This is a genomic window from Blastococcus sp. LR1 (assembly GCF_020166105.1).
Lineage (GTDB): Bacteria > Actinomycetota > Actinomycetes > Mycobacteriales > Geodermatophilaceae > Blastococcus.
Map to the genome: position 1 here is coordinate 57,879 of NZ_JAIUJY010000005.1, position 21,404 is coordinate 79,282.

Genomic DNA, 21,404 nt, shown 5'->3' on the forward strand with positions numbered 1-21,404 from the left:
GCTATGCGGGCTGCGGTGATGAGCCCAGTTCAGGATTCTTCAGCACATGTAGCGTCGCTGATGTGGATCTGGACCTGGGTCAGCTGCGTGCGCTGGCGGCAGCCGTCTCCACCGGCACGCTCGACGGCGCCGCCCGCTCCCTGCACGTCACTCCGTCGGCGGTGAGCCAGCGGCTCAAGGCGCTCGAGGCGGCGACCGGCCGGGTGCTGCTGGTCCGCTCCAAGCCGGTGCGCGTGACGCCGTCGGGCGCGGCCGTCCTGCGCCTCGCCCGCCAGGTGGAGCTGCTGGCGGCCGACACCGCCGGCGAGCTCTCCGGCGACGGCTCGGACGCCCGCCCGGTGACGGTGCCGATCGCGGTGAACGCCGACTCCCTCGCCACCTGGGTGCTCCCCGCGCTGGCTCCGCTCGCCGCCGAGCACCGCTTCGACCTGTACCGGGCCGACCAGGAGCGCACGAGCGACCTGCTCCGCGACGGCACGGTGATGGCGGCCGTCACGGCCGAGGCCGAGCCGGTCCCCGGCTGCCGGGTCGTGCGGCTGGGCGCCATGCGCTACCGCCCCATGGCGAGCCCGGCGTTCGCCCGACGCTGGTTCCCCGACGGCCTCACCACCGACGCGCTCGCTGGAGCCCCCGTCGTCGTCTTCGACCGGGAGGACGACCTGCAGCACGCCTACCTGCGGCGCCGGGGCGTGACCTCTCCGCAGGTCCACCACGTGCCGTCGTCCGCGGACTACGTCCGGGCCGTCCGCCTCGGGATGGGCTGGGGGACGATCCCGGACCTGCAGCTGGCCCAGCCCACCGACGTCGAGGGGCCGGACCTGGTCGAGCTCGACCCCGACGGCGCGACAGACGTCGTCCTGCACTGGCAGCAGTGGCGGCTGCACTCACCGGCGCTCGACCGGGTCGCCGAAGCGGTCCGGGCCGCGGCCCGGACCGCCCTGACGTCCTGAGTCAGGCGCTGAGCTGCGCGGGCCCGGCCACCCGGTCGATCCCGGCCCAGACGATCGGTGAGCGGCGCGCGGCCCGCGGCAGCCGCAGCGTGGCCTGCCGGAACGCGCGCACGGCCGCGGTGGCCGCGGCGTCGGTGAGCGAGAGCCCCGGCAGCGAGTACATCCGGCGGGCCCAGGCCGGCAGCAGCGCGACCGAGAGCACGGCCAGCCCGCCCCAGGCCGGCTGTGCCGGGGTCAGGTACCGAACCCAGGTGGGCATCGGCGGCAGCACGACCAGCCGGTAGGCGTCCCGCGCGGCGGTCGTGGCGGCCAGCTCCGGCCGCATCCGCCCGAAGTAGCCGGCCAGCTCCGCGACCGACGAGGGCACGTCGGCCCGGTCGACGCCGATCAGCTCGGCGGCGGTCACCTGCTCGGCCACGTACCGGTCGGCGTCGTCGTCGGAGAGGTCCAGCCCGCCCCGCCGCGCGGCGGTGAGCAGGGAGTCCACCTCGCAGCAGTGCACCCACAGCAGGAGGTCGGGGTCGTCGACCCGGTAGTTGCGGCCGGTCGTCTCCTCGGTCCCACCCAGCCGCCGGTGGATGCCGCGCACCTGCGCCACGGCGCGGACCGCCTCGGTGCGGGTGCCGAAGGTGATCGTGTCGACGTAGGCGGCCGTGCGGATCAGCCGCGGCCAGGGCTCCTCCTTGAAGGCGCCGGAGAACTTCGCGACGCCGTCCATGGCCACCGGGTGCAGCGCCTGCAGCAGCAGCGCGCGCAGCCCACCGACGGAGAACGACGGGTCCGAGTGCACCCGCCAGGTCACGCTGTCGGGTCCGAAGAACCCGAGCCGGTCCTCCTCGTCGGTCCAGTCGGCCCGTCGCGGCAGCCGGGTCATGCGGGGACCACGTCGGCCCAGAAGCTGCAGAGCACCTCGAGCGTCCGTCCGGGGTTCTCCACGGCGGGGGAGTGGATCGAGTTGTTGATGACCTCGTGCCGGGCGCCCAGCCGCTGCGCCATGTCGGCCTGCACGTGCGGCAGCCAGGCGTCGTCGGCCTCTCCGTGCGCCACCAGCACCGGAAGGCCGGTCGCCTTCAACTCCGCGACCCGGTCGGGTTCGGTGAGCATCGCGTCGGCCATGCCGCGCAGTCCGGCTTCGGAGTTGCGCAGGAACCGCCGGGTGTAGAACTCGCGGGTCGGCGCCGGGACCGCCTGGGCCTTGGGGTCGGTCATCGCGACCTGCTCCAGCGTCTCGTGCACCAGCTCCACCCCGCCCTGGTCGAGCAGCGGGCCCAGGTGGTCGAGCAGGTCCGCTCGGCGCCCGGTCAGCTCAGAGGGGCCGGAGCCGAGCAGCGTGAACGAGGTGAAGAGGTCGGGCTCGGCGAGCACCGCGGCCCGTGTCACGAGCCCCCCGAAGCTGTGCCCGACCAGGTGCAGCGGCGTCCCGGACTCCTCGCGCAGGACCCGGGCGACGGCGGCGACGTCGCTGCCGAGGATCTCGACGGTGTACTGCGCCCGGTCGTCCGGACCGGGGGACTCGTACTGGCCGCGCTGGTCCATCGCCACCACGCGGAAGCCGGCCTCGGACAACGGGCGCAGCAGCGGGGCGAAGTCCTCCTTGCTGCCGGTGTAGCCGGCCACCATGAGCACGGTGCCGCGGGCGGCGTCGCCGCCGGTGTCGAGCGCGGCGATCGGGCCGGCGCCGCCGGGGAACGTTCGGGCCGCCGCGTCGTGCTGGGCGAGCTGCCGCAGGTCGTCGGGGGCGATGGCGAGGGGCACGGGGAGGGCATCGGAGCCGCCGGGCAGGACCATGGTCCCCAGTGAACCCCGTTCCTCGGCGCGGTGCCGCGAGGGGTCAGGAGAAGCCGAGCACCCGGTCGTCGAGCCGGAGCACGATCGTCCCGCCGACGACGGTGGCCGTCCCGCCCGCGGGCAGGTCCTCGACCGTGGACCGGCCCACCTCGTCGCCGTTCGTGGCGTCGCGGGAGACGACCGCGTCGCCGTCGGGAACGGGCAGCACCCGCTCCTCGTCGTCCACTGGTTCGCCGGGCAGGCCGGTCGCCGGCGCGTCCCAGAGCTGCCGGCCGGTCGTCGGGTCGAGCGCGACGAGGCGTCGGTCGACCGACAGCAGCACGGCGGCGGGAACCGCCGTCTGCTGCGGTGCGCGGTCCGGTCCGGCGGGCAGGCTGGTGAGCAGGACGCCGTCGGCGGAGGCGAACAGCCGGACCTCGTCGGCGGCCCGCACGCCCACGAGCCGGTCGACCCCGAGCAGGACGGCGTCGTCGCGGTCGCCGACCACCAGGTCGCGGGTCCAGTGCTCGTCGCCGTCGAAGCCGTCCATGAGGCGCAGCTGCACGGGGCCGTCCCCGGGGCAGCGGTACAGCACCGCGACCCCGGCGTCCCCGGCCCCGGTGTCGAGCAGCTCGCACGTGGGCGGCGCGCGCCAGCTCCACCGGAGGGTGTTGCCGGTCGGGTCGAGGGTGGCCACACCCGTCGGGCTGCTGGCCAGCACGATGCGGTCGGTGGAGGTCAGCGTCGCGTCGGCGCGGAAGTTCACGTTCCGGGTCCACACCCGCACGCCGGTCCCGGCGTCCAGGGCCACGGCCTCGTCGCAGCGGTCCGCGGTGCGGAAGACCGCGACGGCGACACCGTCGGTCGCGGTGAGCCCGCAGAGCCAGGCGTTGTCCCGGGAGTAGTGCCACGCCTCGGCGCCGGTGGCGGCGTCCAGCGCCCGGATGCCGTGCGGGGAGCCTGTCAGCACGCGCCCTTCCTCCACGACGTCCGCGGGCAGCGGGTCGCCGGGGGCGGACCAGGCCTCGGAGACGGCGCCGGCCGGCGCCCCCGAGGGGACGCCGGCCGGACGCGCGGTCGTGCTGGAGGTGGCGGCCGCGTCGGAGCCCCGCCAGAGCAGGGCGGCGACGACGACGAGCGCCAGGGTGGCCGCGGTCCAGACCCAGACCCGCAGGGGCGGGCGGATCACACCGGACAGCGCGGCCGCCGGGTCAGGAGTCGGTGCCGGAGGCGGCGGAGTCGGCGCCGGACGCGGCGGAGGAGCCACCCCGGCCCGCGCCACCACGACGGCGACGGCGACGGGGACGGCTCGCGCCGCCACCCTCGCCGGACCCCTCGGACGCACCCTCGGCCGCCGGGGCGTCCGACTTCGGAGCAGCGGTGGTCTCGGCGTCACCGGCACCACGGGTGCGGCGACGGGGACGGCTCTTGCCACCACCGGCGGGCTTGTCCTCCTCGGCGGTCCGGCCGCGCGAGTCGCCGCGTCCACCGGAGTCGCGTCCGCCGTCCCGGCCGCCCGAGGCCGCGGGCTTGTTGCGCTTGCCGGTCTCGCCGAGGTCCTCGAGGACCTCGCCCTCGAGCCCCTCGCGGGTGCGCTGGGAGCGCGGCAGCCGGCCCTTGGCGCCCTCGGGGACGTCGAGGTCGGTGTAGACCCACGGCGAGGTCGAGTAGGTCTCCGGCGGGTCGTCGAAGCCGAGGTCCAGCGCCTTGTTGATCAGCTGCCAGCGGGGGATGTCGTCCCAGTCGACCAGCGTGACCGCGACACCGGTGCTGCCGGCGCGGCCGGTGCGGCCGATGCGGTGCACGTAGGTCTTCTCGTCCTCGGGGCACTGGTAATTCACGACGTGGCTGACGCCGGTGACGTCGATGCCGCGCGCGGCGACGTCGGTGGCGACCAGGACGTCGACCTTGCCGCTGCGGAAGGCCCGCAGCGCCTGCTCGCGGGCGCCCTGACCGAGGTCACCGTGCACGGCGGCCGCGGCGAACCCGCGGTCGACGAGCTCGTCGGCGACCTTCTGAGCGGTGCGCTTGGTGCGGCAGAAGACCATGACCAGGCCGCGGTCGCGGGACTGCAGCACCCGGGAGAGCAGCTCGGGCTTGTCGAGGTTGTGCGCCCGGTAGATGAACTGGGTGGTCTGCGGGACCGTCGAGCCCTCGTCGTTGCCGTGGGCGCGGATGTGGGTCGGCTGCGTCATGAACGTGCGCGACAGCGTCACGATCGGGCCGGGCATCGTGGCGGAGAAGAGCATCGTCTGCCGCTTCTCGGGGACCATCGCCAGAACCCGCTCGATGTCGGGCAGGAAGCCCAGGTCGAGCATCTCGTCGGCCTCGTCCAGGACGAGGGCCTTGACCTTGCCCAGGATCAGGTCACCGCGCTGCGCCAGGTCCAGGAGCCGGCCCGGCGTCCCGACGACGACCTCGACGCCGTTGCGCAGTGCCTCGATCTGCGGCTCGAAGGCGCGCCCGCCGTAGATCGCCTGGACCCGGATGCCGCGCTTGGTGCCGGCGGCTCCGAGGTCGCGGGCGACCTGCACGCACAGCTCACGGGTGGGGACGACGACCAGCGCCTGCGGAACGCCGTCGCCACCCTCGGCCGGCGGGGTGACCCGCTGCAGCATCGGCACGCCGAAACCCAGGGTCTTGCCGGTGCCGGTGCGCGCCTGACCGATGAGGTCGTTGCCGGCCAGCGCCAGCGGGAGGGTGAGCTCCTGGATGGCGAAGGTGCGGGTGATCCCGGCGTCGGCCAGCGAGGCCACGATGTCGGGGTGGACGTCGAAGTCGCTGAACAGCGGGCTGTCGGGGGCGACGGGCGCGCCGCCGAGCTCCTCGACGGTCTGCGCCAGCTCCTCGGGAGCGGGGGCGCCGGTCTCGGCGTGGTCCAGCTCGGCGACGGGGATGTCTGCGGGGGTCTGCTCGGTGGAGGTCAGTGCACTCGCCTCTGGTCTGCTGGGGGACCGGCTGCGGCAGCGGTGTCGCCGCCTCGCGCCTGTCCCGATCTGGTGTCGCCTGTCGGTTTCCAGCGCCGACGCGGCCAGCAGAACCGGGCCTCGCAACAGCCCGGGAGACAGCCCCAGGGGCGTCGTCCAGCGGTCGTCAGCGCACAGATGTACGAGCGTGCCCGGAGGCTCGCCGATTCCCATGCTAGCGCGGACACCGGTTAGCCTCTCCGCGCCGCGCTCCCCGATGTCGCCTCGGTCACTCCTCGGGGGCACCGCAACCACCGCTGTCGAACTGCAGGAGATGCCGTGCCCCCGGTCGAGAACGCGGCCGTCGCCGAACTGCTGGGCGCCCTGGCCTACGCCGAGCTCACCGCCTTCGACCGGCTCGCCGAGGACGCCCGCATGGCGCCGACGCTCACCGGTCGGGCTGCCCTGGCCCGCATGGCGGCCGCGGAGATCGCCCACCACGTGCGGCTCGCCGCCCGGCTGACCGAGCTGGACATCGATCCCGCCGTCGCGATGGCGCCGTTCGTCTCCGCTCTCGACACCTTCCACGAGAGCACCCGCCCCAGCACCTGGCTGGAGGGGCTGGTGAAGGCCTACGTCGGCGACGGCCTGGCGACCGACTTCTACCGGGAGATCGCCGGCTTCCTGCCCGAGCCCGACCGCGGGCTGGTGCTCGAGGTGCTCGCCGACACCGGGTACGCGGACTTCGCCGTCCGCGAGGTGCGCGCGGCGATCGCGGCCGACCGCAAGGTCGCCGGCCGGCTGGCGCTGTGGGGCCGCCGGCTGGTCGGGGAGGCCATGACCCGCTCCCAGGCGGTCATCGCCGAGCACGACGGGCTGACCGAGCTGATCGTCACCGGCACCGGGGACCTCTCCGGCATCGGCCGGTTGATCGAGCGGATCACGAAGGCGCACACCGAGCGGATGAAGACTCTCGGCCTGAATCCCTGAGAGACGCAGAAAGGGGCGCTCCCGCGCAGTGCGGGAGCGCCCCTCTCGGGTGCCTGGATCAGCTACCGCTGGCGGCGATGAAACCGACGCGGCGCTGGTCGGCCTGCGCGATCTCCACGTAGGCGATCCGGTCGACGGGGACGAGGAGCTTGCGGCCCCGCTCGTCGACCAGGGTGAGCAGGCCGTCCTTGGTCGAGCCGGACATGGCCGCGGCCACGTCCGCCGCGATCTCGTCGGGGGACTTGGGGCTGTCGATGACCAGCTCCCGGGGCGAGTGCTGGACGCCGATCTTGACTTCCACGTGGGCGATGCCTCCTCGTTGGCGCGACTGACCCCAACGCTAGTCCAGACCGCGGCGCGGCGACCGGACGAGCAGGTGCGCCGTCAGCGAACGCGCGTCCCGGCGGCCTCCGGGACCGGGGTCATTCCCCGTCGACGAGGGGGAAACCGGAGATGCCGCGCCAGGCCAGCGACGACATGAGCGCGACCGCCTCGTCGCGGGAGATGCTGCCCTTGCGCGGCAGCCACCAGCGGGCGCTGTGCTCGGCGGAACCGGTGAGCCCGGACGCGATCAGCAGGGCGCGCTCGGGGTCGGCGCCGGTGTCGGCGGCGATCACGTCGGCGATGGCCTGGACGCAGACCGCGGTGCCGCGGTCGACGATCGCGCGGACGTCGTCGTCGTTGCGCAGGTCGGACTCGAAGACCAGCCGGAAGGCCTCGCCGTCGGCGTCGACGAAGTCGAAGTAGGCGCCCACCGCGGCGTCGACGCGGGCCCGGTTGTCCTCGGTGGTGGCCATGGCCTCGGCGACCCGGTCGGCCAACCCGGAGACGTGCTCCTCCATCAGCGCCAGGTACAGCTCCCGCTTGCCCGGGAAGTGCTGGTAGAGCACCGGCTTGCTGACGCCCGCACGGTCGGCGATGTCGTCCATCGCGGCGGCGTGGAAGCCGTGTGCGACGAAGACGTCCTGGGCGGCGCGCAGGAGCTGCAGCCGGCGGGCGCCGCGCGGCAGGCGGGAGGTGCGCCGACTGGCTGCGGCGGGGCGTGATGGCTGCATGGCGGGTGGATGTTACCGGCCGGTTCGGTCCGTACACGGGCCGCGGCACAGAGCGTTACCGTCGGGAGCGATGTCCGACGCCGAGCTCTCCGCCACGCCGCTGCCCTCCGGAACCAGCGTGCTCCCGCCGTGGCCCGGCGTCGAGGTGCCCGTGCGCGGGGGATCGGTCTTCGTGCGGCACACGCCGTGGAGCGGTCCCGTCGACGGCCTGCCGGACGCCCCGCGGGAACGGGCGCTGTACGTGCACGGGCTCGGTGGGGCGTCCACGAACTGGACCGATCTGGCCGCGCTCCTCGCCGTCCGGTTCGACGGGTGGGCGGTCGACCTCCCGGGGTTCGGGCGGTCGACGCCGCCGCCCGGGACCCGTTACTCGATCCGCGGGCACGTGCGCACCGCGGTCGACGTCCTCGAGCACGTCCGGGCCCAGCCGGGGGAGGGCGCTGGGCGCCCCGTGCACCTGGTCGGGAACTCCCTCGGGGGTCTGGTCGGTCTGCTGGTCGCCGCGCAGCGGCCGGACCTGGTGGCCACGTTGACGCTGGTCTCGCCGGCGATGCCCGTCTACCGCGTGCCCCCGGCCTTCAGCAAGGTGCTGCTCCTCCTGCTGGTCCCCGGTGTGCCGACCCTCGCCGAACGCCGGCTGGCCGGTGTCCGGCCCGAGGACAGCGTCCGGTCGATGATCCGGATGTGCTTCGGGAACCCGGCCGCCGTGCCGCCCGCGCGGATCGAGCAGGCGCTGCAGGAGATGCGGGACCGGGCGGAGCAGCCCTGGGCCGACCGGGCGCTGGCCCGCAGCATGCGCGGGCTCATCACCTCCTACCTCCGGGTCGGCCGGGCCAACGCCTGGCGCGCGGCCCGCGGCCTGCGGATGCCGACGCTCGTGGTGTGGGGCAGTCGCGACCGCCTGGTCGACCCGGCGATGGCGCCGCGCCTGGCCGGCGCCGTCCCCGGCGCCCGGTTGCTGGTCCTCGACGGGGTGGGCCACGTGGCGATGCTCGAGGCCCCCGAGCCGGTTGCGCGAGCCGTCCTGGCGCTGGCGGAAGACCGACCCGCCGGGGCGGCCGGGGCGGATGCGACGGTTGTGGCCGACACGGCACAGAGCGTGAGACGCTGATCCCCTGACGGCGGTTGCGTCGAGGAACAGGGAGACCGGCCCGTGGGTGGACGTCTGACCGACGACCGGCCCGCACGGCGTTCCGGACCCCCGCCGCGCACCCGCCTGCCTCCGGTGGTGCCGCGCGCGAGCGCCCCCCGATACGAGGGCGGCCGCCTCCGCCGGTTCGTCCGCCGCTACGGCTGGCGCGCCTACGCGATCCCGTTCCTCACCGTCGCCACGCTGGTCGTCCTCCTGGATCTGGCCTTCAACCTGCCCGCGGCGGATCCGGTCGCGGATCCCGCTCCGGAGCGGAGCGCCGCGGCCGCCCCGACGACGTCACCGTCACCGTCACCGGTGCCGACGGCGCCGGCCGAGGGCGACGCGGGACCCACGGAGACGGTTCCGCCGGCGATCGCGGACACCTACGTGCAGCAGGGAGCCGGAACCCTCTCGATCGTCGACGGCACCTCCGAGGTCTCCGGAACCGGCCCGCTGAAGCGCTTCGTCATCGAGGTGGAGGACGGCATCGGCGTGGACGGCGCGACCTTCGCCGACGCCGTGACCCGGACCCTCGGCGACCCGCGGTCCTGGGGCAGTGGCGGGCGACTGTCCTTCCAGCGGGTGGGTGCGGCGGAGGCGGCGGCGGGCGCCTACGACTTCCGGGTCAGTCTCGTCAGCCCGGGCAGCATGGAGACCTACTGCCCCGGCGTCGGAACCGGCGGCTACACGTCCTGCCGGTACGGCGAGCGGGCGGTCATCAACCTCGCGCGCTGGGCGACCGCCGTCCCCGACTACCAGGGCGACGTCGCCACGTACCGGGAGTACGTCGTCAACCACGAGGTCGGTCACGCGCTCGGCAACGGGCACCAGAAGTGCCCGGGTCCGGGCAGCCCGGCTCCGGTCATGCAGCAGCAGACCCTGGGCCTGGACGGCTGCGCGAAGAACGCCTGGCCCTTCCCCTGACCCGCGGCGTCGGACCTCTTCCACCAGGAGCGTCGCGAGGTCTACGTTCCTGGCGGTGCGCCGGGAAGCCTGGTCGGCAGTCGTGATTCCGACTGCCCGGGGAGGCCCCCCATGCCCATCGATCCACCCGCCGTCCGCGCCCGTGGGCTGACCAAGCGCTTCGGGTCGACCACCGCCGTCGACCACGTGGAGCTCGACGTGCCGGCGGGGGAGGTCTTCGGCTTCCTCGGTCCCAACGGCGCAGGGAAGTCCACCACCATCCGCATGCTGCTGGGTCTGCTGCGACCCACATCCGGCACCGTCGAGATCTTCGGCGAGCCGGCATCCGATGTCGAGCGCGCCCACCGGCACCTGGCCTACGTCCCCGCCGACGTCGCCCTGTGGCCGTCGTTCACCGGGCAGGAGTGCCTCGACCTGCTGGCCGGGGTCGGTCCCGGCACCGATCTGGCCTACCGCGCCGAGCTGGTCGTGCGGTTCGGTCTGGACCCGGGCAAGCGGGCGCGCGCCTACTCGACCGGGAACCGGCAGAAGGTGGCGCTCGTGGCGGCATTCGCCACGCGGGCGCCGCTGCTGGTCCTCGACGAGCCGACCAGCGGCCTGGACCCGCTGATGGAGCGGGAGTTCCGGCGGTGCATCGGCGAGGCGACCGAGCGCGGTCAGACGGTCTTCCTCAGCTCCCACCAGCTGGCCGAGGTCGAGGCCGTGTGCAGCCGAGTCGGCATCCTGCGGGCCGGTCGTCTGGTGGAGGTGGCGGGGCTGGCCGACCTGCGCCGGCTGCGCCGCTCCGAGGTGGTCGTCGACCTGGCCGGCCCCACGCCCCGGCTGGAGCGGGACCTGGCGGGCGTGCCCGGGATCGCCGACGTCAGCTGGGCGTCACCAGTGCGGGTGGTCCTGTCGCTCACCGGCCCGCCGGGTCCGGTGCTGCGGGTGCTCGCGGACGCCGAGGTCACCCGGCTCGACGTCCGGGAGCCGACGCTGGAGGAGATCTTCCTGGACTACTACGGCCAGGCGTCGGCGTGACCACCCGGACCCCACCGCGGGTGCTGCTGGCGGCCGAGCGCCCGACGGCGTCCGGCGCGGGCGCTGCGGTGTCCCGGGCACTGGTCCGGCAGCTCCGTCGGGGCACGCTGATCGTGGCGCTCGTGGTCGGCGCCCTGCCGGCGTTCGTGGCGGCGGAGTACGAGCGCACGTTCCAGGACGCGTTCGGCGCGGACTCGCTGGCGGCCCTGGCGGAGAACCCGGCGATCCGCACGCTCTTCGGCCCGGCCGTCGCGCTGGACGATCCCGGCGGCTTCACCGTCTGGCGCACGGGCACGATCCTGGCGGTCCTCGTCGGCGTGTGGGCGGCGCTGGCCGGCACCCGGGTCACCCGCGGCGAGGAGGACGCCGGCCGGGCGGAGCTGCTGCTCGGGGGCCGGCTGCGCCTGGTCGCTCTCGCGCGGCGAGCCCTGGCGGTGGTGCTGGGTGCGGGCACCGTGGTGGGTGCTGCGGCGGCCCTCGGCCTGCTGCTCGCCGGCACCGCGCCCGCCGGGTCGGTGTTGTTCGGCGCCGTCATCGGCGGCGCGGCGATGACCGGCGGCGCCCTGGGTGTGCTGGCCGGGCAGCTGCTGGGCGAGCGGCGGGCGGCCTCGGGGCTGGCGGTGATGGTGCTGCTGGCCGGTCTGTTCGCCCGGATGGTCGGCGACGGCGTCGACGCGCTGTCCTGGCTGCACTGGGGCAGCCCCTTCGGGGTGCTGTCGCGGGTGGCCCCCTACGCCGACGACCGGGTGGCGCCGCTGCTGGTGCTCGGCCTCCAGATCGGCCTGCTGTCGGCGGCGGCCCTGGTCCTGGCAGGTGCGCGCGACGTCGGCGCCGGTCGGTGGGGCGACCGGGACCGGCTGCGGCGGCCCAGCCGGCTGCTGCGGTCCCTCCCCGGGCTGGCCCTGCACGGCGTCCGGCGGCCGACGGCGACCTGGTCCGCCGGGGTGGCCGGCTACTTCCTGCTGATCGGGCTGCTGGCCACGACGATGCAGGACTTCCTGCGGGAGAACCCCGCGTTCGCCGAGATGGCGGCCACCGCCGGCTTCGCGAGCCTGGCGACGGTCCAGGGGTACGCCGCATCGTTGTTCTCCCTGCTCGCGGTCCCGGTCGGCGCCTACGCGGCCGGCCGGGTGGCGGTGCTCGCGTCGGACGAGGCGGCGTCCCGGTTGACGCTGCTGCTGTCCTGCCCGGTCGGCCGCGTGCGGTGGGCCGCGTGGCAGGCGCTGGCCGCCACCGCGGGCGCGGTCGTGGTGGCCGGCGCCGCGGGGGTGGCCATCTGGGTGGGGTCGGCGGCGGTGAGCGCGGGGCTCGGGCTCAATGAGGCGCTGGCCGGCGCGTTCGCCGTCGTCCCCGTGGCGCTGCTGTGCCTGGGGGCCGCGGTCCTGGCGCTCGGCTGGTTCCCGGCCGCGGTCCTGCCCATCGGCGTGCTGCCCGCCGCAGGCGGCTACCTGCTGCTCGTGCTGGCCGACTCGTTCGGATGGCCGGAGCCGGTGCGCGCCCTGTCGCCGTTCGCCCACCTGGCCGCGGTGCCGGCCGAGTCACCGGACGTCGGAGGGGTCCTGGGCATGCTCGCCGTCGCGGTGCTGCTGGCGGGGCTCGGGCTCCGGGGGTACGCCCGGCGCGACCTCCGAGGCTGAGGAATTACTCGCGCATGTCACGCTGTTCTCCACTCGAACGCCGGTCCTCCGGGGCCGCTGTCCGCGACGTGAAGGAGCAAGCGTGTCCCTGCCACCGCTGGTGGAGCCGGCCGCAGACCTGTCGATCGACGAGGTCCGCCGGTACAGCCGTCACCTGATCATCCCCGACGTCGGCATGGACGGGCAGAAGCGCCTGAAGAACGCCAAGGTGCTCGCCGTCGGTGCCGGTGGCCTCGGTTCGCCGGTGCTGATGTACCTGGCCGCGGCCGGTGTCGGCACCCTCGGCATCGTCGAGTTCGACACCGTCGACGAGTCCAACCTGCAGCGCCAGATCATCCACGGCGCCTCCGACGTCGGCCGGTCCAAGGCCGAGAGCGCGCGGGACTCCATCAAGGAGATCAACCCCTACGTCGACGTCCGGCTGCACGAGACGCGGCTGGACAGCGAGAACGTGATGGAGATCTTCGCCGACTACGACCTGATCGTCGACGGCACGGACAACTTCGCCACGCGCTACCTGGTCAACGACGCGTGCGTGCTGCTGAACAAGCCCTACGTCTGGGGCTCGATCTACCGCTTCGACGGTCAGGTCTCGGTCTTCTGGAACGACCACGGTCCGAACTACCGCGACCTCTACCCGGTCCCGCCGCCGCCCGGCATGGTCCCCAGCTGCGCCGAGGGCGGCGTGCTCGGTGTCCTCTGCGCGACGATCGGCGCCATCCAGGCCACCGAGGCCGTCAAGCTCATCACCGGCATCGGCGACTCGCTGCTCGGCCGGCTGATGGTCTACGACGCCCTGGAGATGACCTTCCGCGAGATCAAGGTCCGCAAGGACCCCGAGGGCGAGCCGATCACCGGCCTCATCGACTACGAGACCTTCTGCGGAGTCGTCTCCACCGAGGCCCAGGAGGCCGCGGCGGGTTCGACGATCACCGTCGACGAGCTCAAGGACATGATGGACGCCGGCAAGGACTTCGAGCTGATCGACGTCCGCGAGCCCAACGAGTACGAGATCGTGTCGATCCCCGGCGCGAAGCTCATCCCCAAGGACGAGCTGCTCTCGGGCCGGGCGCTCTCCGAGCTGCCGCAGGACAAGCCGATCGTGCTGCACTGCAAGACCGGAGTGCGCTCGGCCGAGGTGCTGGCGGCGATCAAGAACGCCGGCTTCAAGGACGCCGTCCACGTCCAGGGCGGCGTGACCGCGTGGGCCACGCGCATCGACAAGGCGCTCCCCACCTACTGACCGACCGAGGGCCCGGTTCCGTTCCGATTCGAGGAGCGGGCCGGGCCTTCGTCGTCTGTACTGGGGTCCATGGCCGACTTCTCGCCCGTCGAGCTCCTGGAGCTCTTCCAGCGCGCCCAGAACCAGTTCACCGACCGGGTAGACGCCGTGGACCCCGACCAGTGGGAGGACCGCGCCCTCCCCGAGTGGACGGTCGCGGACCTGGTCGCGCACCTGATCACCGAGCAGCTCTGGGTGCCGCCGCTGCTGGCCGGTGAGCCCTACGCCGAGGGCCGGTTCCCCGACGAGACCAGCGACCTGCTCGGCGACGACCCGTTCACCGGCTGGGAGTCCGCCGCCGACGACGCGCTGTCGGCCTTCGCCGAGGACGACGCCCTGGTGCGCACGGTCCACCTCGAGCGGGGGGCCACCCCGGCGACCCAGTACATCCTCGAGATGACGGCCGACCTGACCGTGCACGCCTGGGACCTGGCGCACGCGACCGGCGGCGACACCGAGCTGGACGGCGAGCTGGTCACCGCCGCGCTGGTGTTCGCCGAGCAGCTGCCGGAGGACGGCGTGCCCGGGCTCTTCGATGCGCCGCTCGACGTCTCCGCCTCGGCGTCCCCGCAGACCCGGCTGCTGGCCCGCTTCGGCCGCAAGAACTTCTGAGGGACGTCGCTTGCCATGATCGGCGGGTGACCGATTCCGCCCTCGACGTCGACGAAGCCGTCTTCGACGCCGTCGACCGGATCCCGCCCGGGCGGGTGAGCACCTACGGCGCGATCGGCCGGCTGGTCGGCGTCGGACCTCGGCGGGTGGCGCGGGCGCTCTCGCAGGGCGGGGGAGCGGTGCCCTGGTACCGGGTCGTGCGCGCCGACGGCACCGCGGCGGAAGCGGTGCGGGCGCGGCAGCTGGAGCTGCTCGCGACCGAAGGTGTGCCGGTGTGCAACGGCAGGGTCGACCTCGCCGCCGTCGCGTGGCCGGACTAGGCGGCGCTCAGGTTCCTGCCGCCGCGTGCCGATCACCCTGGCATGAACACGATGGCGTGCCGGGCAGTGGCCCAGGCCGGGTTGTCCGCCGCGACCGCCTCGGCGGACGACGAAGGGGCCTGGCCGCTGCTGCTCGTCGCCGGCTGGCTCACCACCGCCGCCGACCTGACCCTCGAGCAGACCCTGCTGGACTCGCTGGTCTGATCGGTGCGTTCCACGCGCCACGCCTGACGCAGAACCGTCGTATCCCCGTGCTTCCATCGAGGGGTGGCGCAGCGCGGAGGTGACGGCGGTCCGGTCTACCGGCTGCTGGCGGGGGAGCCTGCCCGCACCGGACTCCCGGTGCTCGACCCGACCCAGCAGGCGGTCGTCGACCACCCGGCCGGCCCGCTGCTGGTGCTCGCCGGCCCCGGCACGGGCAAGACGACGACGATCGTCGAGGCCGTCGCCACCCGGATCGACGCCGGGATCGACCCCGAGCAGATCCTCGTCCTGACCTTCAGCCGCAAGGCCGCCGCGGAGCTGCGCACCCGCATTACCTCGCGGGTCGCGCGCACCATCCGCGAGCCGTTGGCCCGCACCTTCCACTCCTACGCGTACGGCGTGCTGCGCCGGGCCGCGGTGCTCCGCGGCGACCCGCCGCCGCGGTTGCTCACCTCCGCCGAGCAGGACGCCGTCGTCGCCGAGCTGCTGCGCGGCGACGCCGAGGGCCTCGGCACCGTCCGCTGGCCCGAGGACCTCGTCCCGGCACTGGGCACCGAGGGTTTCCGCGCCGAGCTGCGCGACCTCCTGCTCCGCGCCACCGAGCGCGGCGTGGACTCGGAGCAGCTGGCCCGCTGGGGGCGGGAGACCGGCAACGAGCACTGGGTGCACGCCGCGGCGTTCCAGCAGCAGTACGAGAACGTCAGCGACTTCTGGGTCGCCTCCCGCGGTGACGCCTCCGGGTACGACCCCGCCGAGCTCGTCCGCCAGGCGATCCTCGAACTCAGCGAGGACCCCGAGCTGCTCCGCCAGGAGCGCGAGCGCGCCAGCTGGCTGTTCGTCGACGAGTACCAGGACACCGACCCCGCGCAGGTCGAGCTGCTCGAGCTGCTCGCGGGGGGTGGCGGCAACCTGGTCGCGGTCGGCGATCCCGACCAGTCGATCTACGCCTTCCGCGGCGCCGAGCCCCGCGGCATCGTCGACTTCCCCGAGCGCTTCCGGCACACCGACGGCCGCGCCGCGCGCCGGGTCTCCCTGGGGGTCTGCCGGCGGTCCGGCGCGGAGCTCCTCCGGATCAGCCGGCAGGTGGCCGAAGGGCTGCCCGGGCCGTGGGAGCACCGCCGGCTGGCCGCGGGCGAGGGCATCCCGCCGGGGGAGGGTGAGGTGCACGTCTTCGGTTCCGCCGCGGTCGAGGCCGCCTACGTCGCCGACGTGCTGCGCCGGGCGCACCTGCTCGACGGCGTCCCGTGGTCGGAGATGGCCGTCGTGGTGCGCACCGCCTCCGTCCTCGGTCCGTTCCGGCGGGCGCTGGCGTCGGCCGGGGTGCCGGTCACCGTCTCCACCGACGACCTGCCGCTGGCCGCACAGCCAGCCGTCGCCCCGTTCCTGCACTGCCTGTCCGCACTGCTGCCCGGCGCGGACGGGGAGCCCGCCGGCCTCGACGAGCCCGGTGCCGAGGCGCTGCTCGCCTCCGGGCTGGGCGGAGCCACGGTGCTGGACCTCCGCCGGCTGCGCCGCGCGGTCCGGATCGCGCTGGCCAAGCAGGGAGTGGACGTCGCCGAGCGCGGTGCGCCGCTCGCGGACGCGCTCACCGACCCCGCCCTGCTGGAGGCGTTGCCCGAGCACGTCGCGCGTCCGGCCGCACGGGTGGCCGCGGTGCTGGATGCCGGCCGAATCGCCCTGGCACTGGACGGCACCGCCGAGGACGTGCTGTGGGCCATGTGGCAGACGAGCGGCCTGGCCACCCGGTGGGCCCGGGCGAGCGCTGCCGGTGGCCCTCAGGGTGCGGTGGCCGACCGCGACCTCGACGCCGTCGTCGCACTCTTCGACGCCGCTGCCGGCTTCGTCGACCGTCTCCCGTCGGCCGACGTCCGGGCCTTCGTCGACCACCTCTCCGCGCAGGAGCTGCCAGGTGACACCGGGGCCGCCCGTGCCGTCGCCGGGGAGACCGTCCGGCTGCTCACCGCGCACGCCTCCAAGGGCCTGGAGTGGGAGGTGGTCTGCGTCTCCGGCGTGCAGGAGGGCGTATGGCCCGACCTCCGGGAGCGGACGTCGCTGCTGGGCGCCGAGGTGCTCGTGGAGAGGGCGGCCGGCATCGACGGCGCCCGGACGGACCGGCGGGCCCTGGCGCTGGCCGAGGAGCGGCGGCTGTTCTACGTCGCGGCCACCCGCGCCCGCCGGCGGCTGGTGGTGACCGCGGTCGAGGGTGCGCTCGACGGTGCCGACGCAGGCGCGACCGCGTCCCGCTTCCTCGAGCTGGTCTCGCCGTCACCGGCGGAGGGGCGCCCGCTCACCGAGCTGCCGCGCGCGCTCACCCTGCCCGCGCTCGTGGCCGAGCTGCGCCGCGCGCTCACCGATCCGCAGACCCCGGCCGCCCGCCGCTCCGCCGCCGCCTCGGTGCTCCGCCGGCTCGCCGACCAGGGGGTGGCCGGTGCCGCCCCGGCCCGCTGGTGGGGGCTGGCCCCGCTCTCCGACGACGCCCCGCTGGTGCCCGAGGAGGAGCCGGTGCGGGTGCGGCCATCGGCGATCGAGACCTTCCAGAAGTGCCCGCTGCGCTGGGTGCTCGGCGCGGTGGGGGCCGAGGCCTCGCCCGACTCCACCCGGACGGTCGGCACCGCGGTGCACGACGTCGCGCAGCAGGTCGCCGAGGGGCTGCCGGCGACCGATGCCCGCGCGGTCCTCGACGCCGAGCTCGACCAGCTGGACCTCGGTCCCGGCTGGGCCGACCAGCGGCAGCGCGTGCAGGCCCAGGAGATGCTCGACCGCTTCCTGCAGTGGCACGCCGCCAACGGTCGCGAGCTGCTCGCCGCCGAGGGCAACGTCGACGTCGTCGTCGGCCGGGCGCGGATCCGCGGGCAGGTCGACCGCCTGGAACGCGACTCGGAGGGCCGGCTGGTCGTCATCGACCTGAAGACCGGGAAGACCGCGGCGAAGAACACCGAGGAGCACGGTCAGCTCGCGGCCTACCAGGTGGCGGTCGCCGCGGGCGGGTTCGCCGAGCACGGCACGGTGCCCGGCGGAGCGGCCCTGCTGCAGGTCGGCACCGGTGCCAAGGCCAAGGAGCAGCACCAGGAGCCACTGCCGGGCGACGTGCCGGTGGGCGAGACCTGGGCCGGGCAGCTCGTCGCCGAGGTGGGTGACGGAATGGGCGCCGGGACCTTCGAGGTGCGCACCGGTTCCCACTGCTCCCGCTGCCCCGCGCGGCGCAGCTGCCCGCTGCAGGAGCCGGGCCGGCAGGTGACCGGATGACCCCCCGCCCCGACGACGGACAGCTCAGCTTCGAGGACTTGCTCGCCGAGGCCGCTGCGGAGACGCCGGCCGCGCGCCGGCTGCTCACCCCCGCCGAGGTCGCCGAGCGCTGCGGGCTGTCCTACGCGCCGTCGGGCGAGCAGGCGGGCGTCGTCTGTGCGCCCGCGGACCGGCCGCTGGTCGTCGTCGCCGGCGCCGGGTCGGGCAAGACCGAGACCATGGCCGCGCGGGTCTCCTACCTGGTCGCCAACCGCATCGTCGAGCCCGAGGCGATCCTCGGGCTCACCTTCACGCGCAAGGCGGCCAGCGAGCTCAACGAGCGCATCCGGCTGCGCCTGGGTGCGCTCGCGCGGCATCCCGACACCGAGGAGGACCTGCGCGAGCGGCTGGCGATCGCCCAGCCCACGGTCTCGACCTACCACGGGTACGCGGCCGCCCTCGTCGCCGAGCACGGGCTGCGGATCGGTGTGGAGCCCGGCGCGGGCGTGCTCGGCCCGGCCATGTGCTGGGGGCAGGCGGCCACGGTGGTGGCCGCCTGGACCGGCGACATGTCCGACGTGCCGCTGACCCTGCTCACCACCGTCGAGGACGTGCTGGCGCTGGCCGGCGAGATGGGTGAGCACGACGTCACCTCGGCGGCGCTGCGGAACTGGACGGCGCGGCTGGAGTCGCAGATCGCCGGCTACGCGGACGCCCCGAAGAAGAAGGGCCCCTACGCCGCGGTCACCGAGATGCTCGCCCGGCAGAAGGCGCGGGTGGCGCTGCTGCCGCTGGTCGAGGCGTTCGAGGCCCGCAAGAAGTCGCTCGGCTCCATCGACTACGCCGACCAGGTCTCCTACGCGGCGCGCATCGCCGTCTCCTCGCCGGAGGTGGGCCGCCGTGAGCGGGCGCGCTGGAAGGTGGTCCTCCTCGACGAGTACCAGGACACCAGCGTCGGGCAGTTGCGCATGCTCGAGGCGCTCTTCGGTGGCGCCAGCGGGCACCCGGTGCTCGCCGTGGGCGACCCCCGCCAGTCCATCTACGGCTGGCGCGGCGCGTCGGCCGGCACCATCGAGCGGTTCGACCGCACCTTCCCCGGGCTTCCCGGCCGGGCGGCCGAGCGGCTCACCCTGGCGACCAGCTGGCGCAACGACGAAGCGGTGCTCGCCGTCGCCAACGCGGTCTCTGGGATGCTCCCCGAACCGGCCTCACCGTTGCCGGACCTCGCCCCGGCGCCCACCGCCGGCCGCGGCTCGGTGACCGTCGGGCTGTACGAGACGGTCGCCGACGAGACCGCCGCGCTGGCCGACCGGTTCGCCGCCTGCTGGAACGGCACCGACGCCGTCGTGCAGCCGAAGCCCGACGGGCGGCCACCGTCGATGGCGGTCCTGGTGCGCACCCGCAAGCAGCTGCCCGGCATCGCGGCGGCGCTGCGGGAGCGGGGCCTGCCCGTCGAGGTGGTCGGCCTCGGTGGCCTGCTGGAGGTTCCCGAGGTCTCGGACGTCGTCGCCACGCTCACGGTGCTGGTCGACCCCACGGCCGGTGACGCCCTGGGGCGGCTGCTGACCGGCGCCCGCTGGCGGATCGGCCCGCGCGACCTCGCCGCCGTGGAGGCCCGGGCCCGCGCCCTCGTGCACTCCCGCCGCCCGCCCCGACCGGCCGAGGGCGAGGAAGCGGCTGCCGCGGCGACCGCCGAGCTGCCCCAGGAGCGCGGCAGCATCGTCGAGGCGCTCGACGACCTCGGCGACGCCGAGCAGTACTCGGTGACCGGCTACCGGCGGTTGCGCCACCTGGGTGCCGAGCTCGCCCACCTGCGCGGACGGATCGGGGAGTCGCTGCCCGACCTGGTCGACGAGGTCGCCCGCACGCTGGGCCTGGAGACCGAGCTCGCCAGCGCGCCCGGGGTCAGCCCGGCCGGCGCCCGCGCCCACCTCGATGCGCTGCACGGCGTCGCCGCCGAGTTCACCGAGCTGGCCGAGCTGCCGTCGCTGCCGGCGTTCCTGGGCTACCTGCGCGACGCCGAGCAGCGCGAGCGCGGTCTCGAGCCGGGGGAGGTGGCGGTCAACCCGGAGGCGGTCCAGCTGCTCACCGGCCACTCGGCGAAGGGCCTGGAGTGGGACGTCGTCGCCGTGCCCGGGATGACCGACGGGCAGTTCCCTTCGCGCAGCAACGCCAGCGACTCCTGGATCAAGGACCCGGGAGCCGTGCCCGCCGAGCTGCGGCTCACCGACCGGGCGGAGCTGCCCGCGCTGAAGCTGCCGGTCCCCGGTTCCGGCGACCAGGCGGCGGTCCGGAATGCGCTCGAGGAGTACGTGCAGGACTGGAAGGACTTCGGCCTCGACGAGGAGATCCGCCTCGGCTACGTCGCCGTCACCCGCGCCAAGCGGCTGCTGCTGTGCTCCGGCAGCTGGTGGCGCGACGGCGTCAAGCCGTGCGGCCCGTCGTCCCTGCTGACCACCGCGAAGGAGACGTGCGAGGCCGGTGCCGGCACCGTCGTGCAGTGGGCGCCGGCGCCGGAGGACGGTGCGATCAACCCCGCGCTGGAGGAGTGGCCGGTCGGGGTGTGGCCGACCGATCCGCTCTCGGAGCCGCGTCGACGGGCGTTGACCGCCGCCGCCCAGCTGGTGGAGGGCGCGGCTCCGCACCCGCTGGACCCCGAACTGAGCCTCGGTGGCGAGGACGAGCTGGTCGACTCCTGGGTGCGCGACGCCGACCTGCTGCTGCGCGAGCGCGCGCGGCACGACAGCACGACCGTCGACGTGCCACTGCCCTCGCACCTGTCGGTGTCGGCGCTGGTCACCCTTCGCCGGGACCCCGGGGAGCTGGCCCGCCGACTGCGCCGCCCGATGCCGGCCGCGCCCGCGCCCCAGGCCCGCCGGGGCACCGCGTTCCACGCCTGGCTCGAGGAGCGGTTCGGTGCCGCACGCCTGGTCGATCTCGACGAGCTGCCCGGCTCCGGGGACGAGCTGGCCGCGCCGGACGACGCGCTCGACGAGCTGCGGGACGCCTTCCTGGCCAGCGAGTGGGCGGAGCGGCAGCCGATCGAGGTCGAGGTGCCGTTCGAGACGCCGCTGGGTGCGCTCACCCTGCGCGGCCGGATCGACGCGGTGTTCCAGCGGGAGGACGGCGGCTTCGAGGTCATCGACTGGAAGACCGGGCCGCCGCCCACCGCGAGCGAGCTGGCCGCCGCGTCGGTGCAGCTGGCCGCCTACCGGCTGGGCTGGGCGCGGCTGACCGGGGTGCCCGTCGAGCGGGTGAGCGCCGGGTTCCACCACGTCGCCGCGAAGGAGACGATCCGGCCGGTCGACCTGCTCGACGAGTCCGGCCTGCTCGCCCTCGTGAGCGGCACCGAGGCGTAGGTGGCGAGTCGACCTGGAGAC

General features: G+C 74.8%; 18 protein-coding genes. 12 read left to right on the top strand and 6 right to left on the bottom strand.

Annotated elements, in window-relative coordinates; all coding sequences use genetic code 11:
* Window positions 1-62 precede the first annotated feature (62 nt).
* Window positions 63-950 carry a LysR family transcriptional regulator ArgP gene (locus LBW97_RS15190; RefSeq protein WP_224500201.1) on the top strand — a complete coding sequence of 296 codons (888 nt, stop codon included), beginning with the start codon at window positions 63-65 and terminating at the stop codon, window positions 948-950.
* A gap of 1 nt (window position 951) precedes the next feature.
* Here LBW97_RS15190 and LBW97_RS15195 read toward each other — a convergent pair whose 3' ends face one another.
* From LBW97_RS15195 to LBW97_RS15210, 4 genes are read right to left on the bottom strand one after another with little or no spacing between them, the layout of a single operon-like run.
* Window positions 952-1,824 (bottom strand): oxygenase MpaB family protein, encoded by an 873-nt coding sequence (locus tag LBW97_RS15195; RefSeq protein ID WP_224500202.1) that lies wholly within the window; start codon window positions 1,822-1,824, stop codon window positions 952-954.
* Window positions 1,821-2,738, bottom strand: a complete 918-nt coding sequence (locus LBW97_RS15200; RefSeq protein WP_224500203.1) for an alpha/beta fold hydrolase — start codon at window positions 2,736-2,738, stop codon at window positions 1,821-1,823. Before LBW97_RS15200 ends, LBW97_RS15195 begins: the two co-directional genes overlap by 4 nt.
* Window positions 2,739-2,781: 43 nt before the next feature.
* Window positions 2,782-3,906, bottom strand: a complete 1,125-nt coding sequence (locus LBW97_RS15205) for a PQQ-binding-like beta-propeller repeat protein (protein ID WP_224500204.1) — start codon at window positions 3,904-3,906, stop codon at window positions 2,782-2,784.
* Window positions 3,907-3,928: 22 nt separating this feature from the next.
* On the bottom strand, window positions 3,929-5,770 hold the full coding sequence (locus LBW97_RS15210) for a DEAD/DEAH box helicase (protein ID WP_224500205.1): 1,842 nt from the start codon (window positions 5,768-5,770) through the stop codon (window positions 3,929-3,931).
* 192 nt (window positions 5,771-5,962) lie between these two features.
* Between LBW97_RS15210 and LBW97_RS15215 the strand changes: the two genes are divergently transcribed.
* A complete protein-coding gene (locus LBW97_RS15215) occupies window positions 5,963-6,613 on the top strand; it encodes a ferritin-like fold-containing protein (RefSeq protein WP_224500206.1) in 651 nt (216 codons plus the stop codon).
* A 58-nt stretch (window positions 6,614-6,671) separates the two neighbouring features.
* Here LBW97_RS15215 and LBW97_RS15220 read toward each other — a convergent pair whose 3' ends face one another.
* Both LBW97_RS15220 and LBW97_RS15225 read right to left on the bottom strand, forming a co-directional pair.
* Entirely contained in the window at window positions 6,672-6,914 is a 243-nt protein-coding gene (locus LBW97_RS15220) for a DUF3107 domain-containing protein (protein ID WP_224500207.1), read from the bottom strand.
* 121 nt (window positions 6,915-7,035) lie between these two features.
* Complete coding sequence (locus LBW97_RS15225) at window positions 7,036-7,668, bottom strand: TetR/AcrR family transcriptional regulator (RefSeq protein ID WP_224500208.1); 633 nt, start codon at window positions 7,666-7,668, stop codon at window positions 7,036-7,038.
* Between the two features lie 70 nt (window positions 7,669-7,738).
* Here LBW97_RS15225 and LBW97_RS15230 point away from each other — a divergent pair, with 70 nt between their 5' ends.
* The 10 genes from LBW97_RS15230 to LBW97_RS15275 all read left to right on the top strand — a co-directional run bounded on the left by LBW97_RS15230 (window position 7,739) and on the right by LBW97_RS15275 (window position 21,383).
* Window positions 7,739-8,779: an alpha/beta fold hydrolase gene (locus tag LBW97_RS15230; protein ID WP_224500209.1), complete on the top strand. Its 1,041-nt coding sequence runs from the start codon at window positions 7,739-7,741 to the stop codon at window positions 8,777-8,779.
* Between the two features lie 42 nt (window positions 8,780-8,821).
* Window positions 8,822-9,724, top strand: a complete 903-nt coding sequence (locus tag LBW97_RS15235; RefSeq protein ID WP_224500210.1) for a DUF3152 domain-containing protein — start codon at window positions 8,822-8,824, stop codon at window positions 9,722-9,724.
* Between the two features lie 111 nt (window positions 9,725-9,835).
* Window positions 9,836-10,744, top strand: a complete 909-nt coding sequence (locus tag LBW97_RS15240) for an ABC transporter ATP-binding protein (RefSeq protein WP_224500211.1) — start codon at window positions 9,836-9,838, stop codon at window positions 10,742-10,744.
* Window positions 10,741-12,381, top strand: coding sequence for a hypothetical protein (locus tag LBW97_RS15245; RefSeq protein ID WP_224500212.1), 1,641 nt, complete (start codon window positions 10,741-10,743; stop codon window positions 12,379-12,381). Before LBW97_RS15240 ends, LBW97_RS15245 begins: the two co-directional genes overlap by 4 nt.
* A gap of 82 nt (window positions 12,382-12,463) precedes the next feature.
* Entirely contained in the window at window positions 12,464-13,624 is a 1,161-nt protein-coding gene (moeZ, locus tag LBW97_RS15250) for an adenylyltransferase/sulfurtransferase MoeZ (protein ID WP_224500213.1), read from the top strand.
* Window positions 13,625-13,693: 69 nt separating this feature from the next.
* Window positions 13,694-14,275, top strand: coding sequence for a TIGR03086 family metal-binding protein (locus tag LBW97_RS15255; protein WP_224500214.1), 582 nt, complete (start codon window positions 13,694-13,696; stop codon window positions 14,273-14,275).
* Window positions 14,276-14,301: 26 nt separating this feature from the next.
* Complete coding sequence (locus LBW97_RS15260; RefSeq protein WP_224500215.1) at window positions 14,302-14,595, top strand: MGMT family protein; 294 nt, start codon at window positions 14,302-14,304, stop codon at window positions 14,593-14,595.
* Window positions 14,596-14,637: 42 nt separating this feature from the next.
* On the top strand, window positions 14,638-14,799 hold the full coding sequence (locus LBW97_RS15265; RefSeq protein ID WP_224500216.1) for a hypothetical protein: 162 nt from the start codon (window positions 14,638-14,640) through the stop codon (window positions 14,797-14,799).
* Window positions 14,800-14,862: 63 nt separating this feature from the next.
* On the top strand, window positions 14,863-18,045 hold the full coding sequence (locus LBW97_RS15270; protein ID WP_224500217.1) for an ATP-dependent DNA helicase: 3,183 nt from the start codon (window positions 14,863-14,865) through the stop codon (window positions 18,043-18,045).
* Window positions 18,042-21,383, top strand: coding sequence for an ATP-dependent DNA helicase (locus tag LBW97_RS15275; protein ID WP_224500218.1), 3,342 nt, complete (start codon window positions 18,042-18,044; stop codon window positions 21,381-21,383). The genes LBW97_RS15270 and LBW97_RS15275 overlap by 4 nt, the downstream gene beginning before the upstream one ends.
* The last annotated feature ends 21 nt before the right edge of the window (window positions 21,384-21,404 follow it).